General features: G+C 68.5%; 12 protein-coding genes. 10 read left to right on the top strand and 2 right to left on the bottom strand.

Annotated features, from left to right (window positions below; translation table 11 throughout):
- The 3 genes from VD972_RS28330 to VD972_RS28320 all read left to right on the top strand — a co-directional run.
- Nucleotides 1-838, top strand: an 838-nt coding sequence (locus VD972_RS28330; protein ID WP_324991873.1) for an aldo/keto reductase, incomplete at its 5' end; no start/stop codon positions are given.
- Nucleotides 838-1,389: a TetR family transcriptional regulator gene (locus VD972_RS28325; RefSeq protein ID WP_324991872.1), complete on the top strand. Its 552-nt coding sequence runs from the start codon at nt 838-840 to the stop codon at nt 1,387-1,389. The genes VD972_RS28330 and VD972_RS28325, both read left to right, overlap by 1 nt.
- Before the next feature lie 95 nt (nt 1,390-1,484).
- Nucleotides 1,485-2,300, top strand: coding sequence for a hypothetical protein (locus tag VD972_RS28320; RefSeq protein WP_324991871.1), 816 nt, complete (start codon nt 1,485-1,487; stop codon nt 2,298-2,300).
- A 57-nt stretch (nt 2,301-2,357) separates the two neighbouring features.
- Here the strand turns inward: VD972_RS28320 and VD972_RS28315 are convergent, their stop codons facing one another.
- A complete protein-coding gene (locus tag VD972_RS28315) occupies nt 2,358-2,555 on the bottom strand; it encodes a hypothetical protein (RefSeq protein ID WP_324991870.1) in 198 nt (65 codons plus the stop codon).
- Between the two features lie 94 nt (nt 2,556-2,649).
- Nucleotides 2,650-3,156: a GNAT family N-acetyltransferase gene (locus VD972_RS28310; protein WP_324991869.1), complete on the bottom strand. Its 507-nt coding sequence runs from the start codon at nt 3,154-3,156 to the stop codon at nt 2,650-2,652.
- A 73-nt stretch (nt 3,157-3,229) separates the two neighbouring features.
- On the opposite strand from VD972_RS28310, the gene VD972_RS28305 reads away from it, so the two are divergent.
- The 7 genes from VD972_RS28305 to VD972_RS45580 all read left to right on the top strand — a co-directional run.
- Nucleotides 3,230-3,874 carry a GIN domain-containing protein gene (locus tag VD972_RS28305; RefSeq protein WP_324991868.1) on the top strand — a complete coding sequence of 215 codons (645 nt, stop codon included), beginning with the start codon at nt 3,230-3,232 and terminating at the stop codon, nt 3,872-3,874.
- A 113-nt stretch (nt 3,875-3,987) separates the two neighbouring features.
- Nucleotides 3,988-5,052 carry an N-acetyl-gamma-glutamyl-phosphate reductase gene (gene argC / locus VD972_RS28300; protein ID WP_324991867.1) on the top strand — a complete coding sequence of 355 codons (1,065 nt, stop codon included), beginning with the start codon at nt 3,988-3,990 and terminating at the stop codon, nt 5,050-5,052.
- Nucleotides 5,049-5,897, top strand: a complete 849-nt coding sequence (argB, locus tag VD972_RS28295; RefSeq protein WP_324991866.1) for an acetylglutamate kinase — start codon at nt 5,049-5,051, stop codon at nt 5,895-5,897. Before argC ends, argB begins: the two co-directional genes overlap by 4 nt.
- Nucleotides 5,898-5,915: 18 nt before the next feature.
- Nucleotides 5,916-6,431, top strand: a complete 516-nt coding sequence (locus VD972_RS28290) for a VOC family protein (RefSeq protein WP_324991865.1) — start codon at nt 5,916-5,918, stop codon at nt 6,429-6,431.
- 75 nt (nt 6,432-6,506) lie between these two features.
- Nucleotides 6,507-7,013, top strand: coding sequence for a prepilin-type N-terminal cleavage/methylation domain-containing protein (locus tag VD972_RS28285; RefSeq protein WP_324991864.1), 507 nt, complete (start codon nt 6,507-6,509; stop codon nt 7,011-7,013).
- Nucleotides 7,010-7,408 (top strand): hypothetical protein, encoded by a 399-nt coding sequence (locus VD972_RS28280; protein ID WP_324991863.1) that lies wholly within the window; start codon nt 7,010-7,012, stop codon nt 7,406-7,408. Before VD972_RS28285 ends, VD972_RS28280 begins: the two co-directional genes overlap by 4 nt.
- Nucleotides 7,402-7,545, top strand: a 144-nt coding sequence (locus VD972_RS45580) for a prepilin-type N-terminal cleavage/methylation domain-containing protein (RefSeq protein WP_414654145.1), incomplete at its 3' end; no start/stop codon positions are given. The genes VD972_RS28280 and VD972_RS45580, both read left to right, overlap by 7 nt.

The raw sequence follows: 7,545 nt of genomic DNA, 5'->3' as shown, positions 1-7,545 counted from the left end.
CCACAATGAGCTGCTCCTGCGAGAGGCCCTGAGAGGGCGCAAGCGCGAGCAGGTCGTGCTCAGCGTCAAGTTCGGTGCCCTGCGCGATCCTGCTGGCGGCTTCACCGGCGTCGATGGCCGCCCGGCCTCCGTGAAGAACTTCCTGGCCATGACGCTGCGCCGGTTCGGCACGAGCTACATCGACATCTACCGGCCCGCGCGCCTGGACCCGAGCGTGCCCATCGAGGACACGGTGGGCGCGATCGCGGACATGGTGAAGGCGGGCTACGTGCGGCACCTCGGTCTGTCGGAGGTGGGGACCGAGGTGATCCGTCGCGCCCACGCCGTGCATCCGGTGGCAGACCTGCAGATCGAGTACTCGCTGCTGTCTCGGGGCGTCGAGGAGAAGATCCTCCCGGTGTGCCGCGAGCTCGGCGTGGGCATCACCGCGTATGGCGTGCTGTCGCGAGGCTTGCTCAGCGGGCGGTGGTCAAAGGACGCCGCGAACAAGGGAGCGCCCGACTTCCGCTCGCACCTGCCGCGCTTCACGGGGGAGAACCTCGACCGCAACCTGGCGCTGGTCGAGTCGCTGCGTGCCATTGCCGAGCAGAAGCGTGTCACCGTGGCCCAGATCGTCATCGCCTGGGCGCTGTCTCGCGGAGAGGACATCGTGCCGCTCGTCGGGGCACGCCGCCGGGAGCGGCTCTCCGAGGCCTTGGGGGCCCTGGACGTGACGCTGACCGCGGAGGACCTCGCGGCGATCGAGCGTGCGGTGCCCGCTGGCGCCGTCGCGGGTGATCGCTACGATGCGCGCCAGATGGGGATGCTGGACAGCGAGCGAGAGAGGGCTCGAACCTGATGAACGACTCGGCGCTCACGCCAGAGCGGATCCTGGACGCGGCGGAGAAGGTCCTTCGCCGCTTCGGGCCCACGAAGGCGACGGTCGTGGACGTCGCCCGAGCCCTGGGGGTCAGTCATGGGAGTGTCTACCGGCACTTTCCCAGCAAGGCGACCCTGCGTGACGCCGTCGCCGAGCGCTGGCTCACCCGGATCTCGGCGCCGCTCGCCGCGGTGGCTGCCGAGGACAGTCCTGCGCCGGAGCGCCTGCGTCGCTGGTTCGACGTCCTGATGAAGTCCAAGCGGAAGATGGTGCGCGACGACCCCGAGCTGTTCGCCACCTACTACCAGCTCACCACGGAGGCGCGAGAGGTGGTGGGCGCGCATGTGGCGACGCTCAAGGCGCAGCTGGCCCGAATCATTGCTGACGGGGTCGCACGAGGAGAGTTCTCGGTTCCTGATCCTGTGGGCGCAGCGCGGGCCGTGTTCCACGCGACCACCCGGTTCCACTACCCAGTGCACGCGGCGGAGTGGTCGGACCCCGCCATCGACGCTGCCTTCGATGGGGTCTAGTCGTTCGTTCTTGCCGGACTGGGCGCCCGCCGCTCCCCAGCCTGAGCCCGCGGCGCTAGTGTGGGGCGTGGACGGTCCATAGGGAGGATGACACCATGAGAACCCTGTTGCTGTACGCAGTGCTGTTGTTCGGAGTCACGGTCGAGGCCGCCGGGCCGGCGAAGTCCGAGGTGCTCGTCTGCACCCAGGCCGTGGATGGGGAGTGCCAGAAGAACGAGACGGAGATCCCGTTCGGCACCGATGACATCTACGCCACGTGGGTGACGAAGACGGTGCCCAAGCGGGGCAGCAAGCTGGTGGGCACGTTGTTCGCGGAGGATGTGGGCGCCGCGGCACCGCCCAACACCAAGGTGCTGGACAAGGAGTTCAAGGCGGACGCCTTCAACACGCTCGGAGGGCTCGGGAACCGCTTCGCGCTCAAGCTCCACTTCAACAAGCCGAACAAGGGCTGGCCGGCGGGCAAGTACCGCGTCGAGTACACCCAGGACGGAGTGCTCGTAGGCACCGGCCGCTACGTGGTGCTGGGGCCCGTCGCCACAGCGCCCGTGGCGAGGCTCGGGCTGTGCTTGCAGAACCCGAGCAGGGACTGCCAGGGAGTGACGGCCCTGTTCACGACGGCCGCGCCGGAGCTGCTGGCGGTGGGGAAGTTCTCCACGGTGCCCAAGGCCGGGACCAAGGTGACGACGAAGTGGATCGCGGTGGACGTAGGCAAGGCCGCGCCGCCCAACACGCTCATCGACCAGAGCGTCATCGAAGTACCCGCGCAGAACCAGCCCCTCCCCAAGGGCGCCGTCTACACCGTGCGCGGCACACTCTCGCGTCCCAACAAGGGCTGGCCGCAGGGCCACTACAAGGCAGAGTGGTCCATTGACGGCCAGCCCCTGGGCGTCAGCGAGTTCGAGATCCGCTGAGACTCTCGCGCTGGGAGAAGCAGACAGCTCCGATCCCCTGGACTCGGAGCTGTCGCCTCACTTCCGCCCGTGCTTGTTGGGACCGCCGTGCGTCCCGAAGTCGTCCGTGCCTCGCTTCTGCGGAAACACCGCCGTGTCCTCCCGGCGCTCGCGTCCCTGGCCCGACACATCTCCCGAGTCCACCTTCGGGTGCTGCCGCTCCTTGTCCTCATCTGCGTGCAGCTTCTTCCTGTCCTGGTCCTGCTCCTGTGCCATGCGGCACCTCCTCCCGCTCAAGATGGGGATGGGAGGCAGGAGCAGGGAGGGAGGCTCGCTCAGCAGGCGAGGGAGAACTCCCCTGCCTGGCCTCCTACGAAAAGGAGGCGTGGCTCAGGTCCAGCGTGAAGAAGCGGTTGCAGCCGAAGTGCCCCGTGTTGCCCAGGGCCTTGGGAATCTGGCTGAAGCCCAGCCGCTCATACAGCTTCTGCGCCCGGTCCATCCCCGTCAGCGTCTCCAGGTAGCAGAGCTGGTAGCCCGCCTCCTTGGCGGAGGCCAGGCACCGCCTCAGCAGCTTCTCCCCCAGCCCATGCCCTCGCGCTTCCTTCAGGAAGTACATCTTCCGCAGCTCGCACACGGACGGGTCTGCCCCCGCCAGCGGGGCGAAGCCGCCACCCCCCACGACCCGGCCGTCCTGCTCGACGACAAAGTACGCGTGCCTCGACCGAGAGTACGATGCGCTCATCGTATCCACCTCCGCATCATGGATGGCGAAGCCCGGGCCGCTGGCCCCGAACTCCGGCATCACGGCGCGGATGATGGCGGCCACCGCCGCGTCGTCTTTCGGCTTGATAGGACGCAGGATCCACTGGGTGCTCATGCTCTCCACCGTTCCACAGCCCTCGTGCGATGGCCAGTGGCTCGTGGCACCTGGAATGCAAAGGGGCGAGACCATGCAGATGAAGCGGACGTTGTGGGCAGTACTCGTCGTGGCCCTGGCGGGCTGTGAGGATATCCAAGGCAATGGTGACATCGTCGAGCAGGAGCGTCCAACTGGCACCTTCTCCGGCGTGTTCCTGGCCGCGGGCCTTCATGGGGACATCACCGTGGGCGTCACCCCCTCCGTGAAGATCCGCGGCGACTCGAACCTCCTGGACTTCATCCGACTGGAGCTCCGGGACGGGATCCTCACCTCGGATCTGGATCAGGGCCTCAGCCTCCTGCCCTCCGAGCCCATTGTCGTCACTGTCGTCACGCCCACGTTGACGGAGCTCCAGGCGCTCAACGGCACGCGCATGAGCGCCAGCGGCATCGACACGGAGAGCCTCACCCTGAGGGTCGCCGGCCGCTCCACGGTGAACGTCTCCGGCACTGCCAGGAAGCTCACGCTGGTGGCTGTCCGCAACGGAGAGGTGCAGGCAGGGGACCTGGCCGTGGAGGTGGCGGAGATCGCGGTGAGCGACAGCTCCCGCGCGAGGCTCCACGTCACCCAGCAGATCTCCGGTACGGCGTCGAGCGGCTCGGACGTCACCGTCCTCGGCAACCCTCCCCAGAGCGACATCGCCACCTCGGGAGGTGGGCAGGTGCTTTTCGAGTAGTCAACGGTACGCCTGCCCGCCAGGAGGGAAGAGCGAGGAGATGCCGTGCGGTGTGGATTCGCGCGCGGCAAGACCCTATACACGCGCTCGGAACCCCTCAGGAGTCCAGGCACATGGCCAACAAGGTCAAGGCAGTCCTCATCGGTGGTACGGGCTACGGCGGCGCGGAGATCCTCCGCCGGCTCCTCTTCCACCCGAACGTCGAGGTCATCCGCACCACCGCGGTGGACAACATTGGCAAGAAGGTGGGCGACGTCCACCTCAACCTCGCCGGCCTCACGGATCTCACCTTCCAGCAGCTCGCGCCCGCCGAGGCCGTGGCTGGCGCGGACGTCACATTCCTGGCCATGCCGCACAAGACGACCGCCCAGGTGGTGATGGAGATCCTCTCCTCGGGCACGCGCATCGTCGACCTGTCCGGCGACTTCCGCCTGCGCGACCCGGCCGCCTATGCGAAGTACTACGGCGTCACCCACCCGGCGCCCCAGCACCTGACGGATGGCACCTTCGTCTACGGCATGCCCGAGCTCAACCGCGAGGCGATCCGCAAGGCGCGCTATGTCGCCAGCCCCGGCTGCTTCGCCACCACCATCGCCCTGGGACTGCTGCCGCTGGCCAGGGGCGGAAAGCTGCGCGGGCCCGTTCATACCGTGGCGGCCACGGGCTCTTCCGGGAGCGGCGCCAACCCGCAGATCACCACCCACCACCCGCTGCGCGCCAGCAACCTGCGCACGTACAAGCCGCTCGAGCACCAGCACATCCCCGAGATCCTCCAGACGCTCCGCCTCGCCGGCGCCGCGCAGGATCTCTCGCTGGAGTTCGTCCCTGTCTCCGCGCCCCTGCCGCGCGGCATCTTCTCCACCTCCTTCGCGGACGTGCCTGCCTCCACCACCCAGGAGGAGCTGGACGCGCTCTGGAAGGAGACCTACGGCAAGGAGCCCTTCATCCGCGTCGTCGGTGGTGGGAGGCAGCCCGAGGTGGTGGGCGTCTCCGGCAGCAACTACGTGGAGGTGGGCTTCACGCTGGGCCCCGTCACGGGGGACACCCGCCGCGTGGTCTGCTTCTCTACCCTGGACAACCTGGTCAAGGGCGGCGCGGGCCAGGCCATCCAGAGCTTCAACGTGATGATGGGCTTCGACGAGCGCACCACGCTGGCCGAGCCGGGGCTGTGGCCGTGAGCGGGCTCGCGGCTTTCAAGGGCCGCTGGTTCGTCGTGAAGATCGGCGGCGAGCTGGCCTCCGACAGGCCCAAGCTGGCCGCCAGCGTGGGGGCCGCCGTGCGCGCCTTCCTGGAGGCGGGCGTCCGCGTCGCTGTCCTCCACGGCGGCGGGCCCCAGGCCACCGAGCTCACCCAGAAGCTCGGCCTCATCCCGAAGATGGTGGGCGGGCGACGTGTCACTGACGAGGCCACCCTCGAGGTGATGAAGATGACGCTCGCGGGCCAGGTCTCCGTGGACGTGGCCGCCGCGTTCCGCATGGCCGGCGTGCCCGCGGTGTGCACCACAGGTGTCTCCGCGGGCCTCATCGACGCGCGCAAGCGGCCCGCCAAGGTCATCACCGGCGCCGGGCCTGAGCCGATCGATCTTGGCCTCGTGGGCGATGTCACCGAGGTGAACACCGCGCTCTTCGAGAGGCTGTCCAACGCGGGCGTGGTGCCCGTGCTCGGCTCGCTGTCCGGGGATGCGCAGGGCAACGTGTTCAACATCAACGCGGACACCGTAGCCACGCGCGTTGCCGCGAAGCTCAAGGCCGCCAAGCTGTTCCTGGTGTCGAACGTGCCCGGGGTGCTGGCCAACAAGGACGATCCCTCCACGCGCCTGCCCACCCTCACCCCCGCCGAGGCGAAGGAGAAGATCGCCTCTGGCGTCATCCAGGGCGGGATGATCCCCAAGGTGGAGGAGAGCCTCGCCATGCTGGAGGAGGGCATCGAGGCCATCCACATCGTCGGCATCTCGCCCGCGAACGCCCTGCTGGGCGAGGCCGAGAAGGCTGGCAGCTTCGGCACCGCGTTCCTGCGCGGCTGATCCCGGAAGGAGAAGATCATGATTCGCGGTCTCCATGGGCTGTTCTATTCGTCTGAGCCGGAGGCGATGCGTGCCTTCCTTCGCGACAAGCTCCAGCTGCCGCACACGGACGTGGGCGACGGATGGCTCATCTTCGATCTTCCGGAGGCAGACCTCGGCGTCCATCCCGTCGACGAGTCCGGAAAGCCGCCCGCCGGCACCCATGATGTCTCGTTCTACTGCGATGACATTCAAGGAACGGTGAAGAACCTCAAAGCGCGCGGAGTGGAGTTCCAGAGCGAGGTCGCCGACCATGGCTACGGGTACGTGACCTACTTCACGATGCCCGGAGGTGTGGTGGTCCAGCTCTACGAGCCCAAGTATCAGAAGGGTGCCCCCCGGAAGCAGGCGAAGCCGAAGTCGCAAGGGGGCAGCCGGCGGGCCGCTCCGGCTCGGAAGTCCGCCAAGGCAGGGGCTCGGGCAAAGAAGGCCGCGCCCGCCAAGGCCCAGGCGAAGGGGCGGGGCAAGAAGGCGCCGGGCCGCCGAGGCCGGTAGTCGCCGCAGCCGTCAGCTCCGAGGGCCAGGAGGGGAGGTGCCCTCGGGGGTGCGTTCATGGTCTGCTGGGGGCGGATGCGCGGCTATACCCTCATGGAGCTGATGGTCACGGTGGCGCTGCTCGCCATCATGAGCGCCATGACGGCTGTCGGGCTGCAGCCCCTCCAGGCGCGCTACCGGTTGCGGAGGGCCACGGACGCCACCGCCCAGCTCCTGGTACGTGCCCGACTGCGCGCCGTCGAGACGGGACGGTGCCATCAGGTCGAGATCCTCGCGGACGGCATCCCCGTCGGCTCCAACACTCCCGGCGATGCCCTGCTCGTCAGCCGCCGACGTGACGTGGACTGTGAGTCCCCCGCCAATCCGCTCGCCTTCGTCGAGGTGGAGCGCCTTACTCTCCCCGATCGCATGACGGTGCGGCTGGAGGGTTCGAGGACCCTCGTGTTCCGCCCCACAGGGCGGATCTGGGACAACGCTCCCCAGCGCTTCCTGGTCGGCCGCGAGGACTCTCTGCGCGTCGTCATGGCCGCGCCGAACGGGCCCGTGTGCACGCTCGAGGATGAGGCGGGAGGCTGCCCATGAAGGCCTCGCGTTCGAAGCGAAGCAGGGCGGGGCACCTGCTCGTGGAGGCGCTCGCAGGCGGAGTCCTGCTCTCGCTGACCCTTGCCGCGATCTCTTCAGGAGAGGTGGCCGCCTCGCGGAGCCTGACTCGCGGCATCGAGGAGCTGGAGCGGGAGCGCGCCGCGGCCGAGCGGCTCGAGTACCTGCGCGCCCAGCCTCCGGGCTCGCCCGTGTGGAGGAGCCCTTCCGGCGGCACCGTTCCAGGACACCCGGACTGGGCCTGGACCATCACTCCCGAGCTCGTCGAGGACCTCGACGTGCGAGTGGGGTTCCCCTCGTTCCGCTACGTGCGCGCGAGGGTCACCATCGTCACCCCGGATGGCCGCACCCTGGTAAGGGAGGTGCTGCGATGGTAGCGCGCGTCTCTTCTTCGGCGCGGCGAGGCTTCACGCTCATCGAGGTGCTCGTCGCCAGCGCCGTGGGCTTGATCATCCTGACGGCCATGATGGGCTACCTGCTGCACCGCGCGCGGATGGACCAGCAGGAGGCCCAG

It is taken from the genome of Hyalangium sp., from assembly GCF_035629615.1.
GTDB lineage: Bacteria > Myxococcota > Myxococcia > Myxococcales > Myxococcaceae > Hyalangium.
The sequence above is the reverse complement of the archived record's forward strand: the minus strand, read 5'-3'. Positions and strand labels throughout refer to the sequence as shown.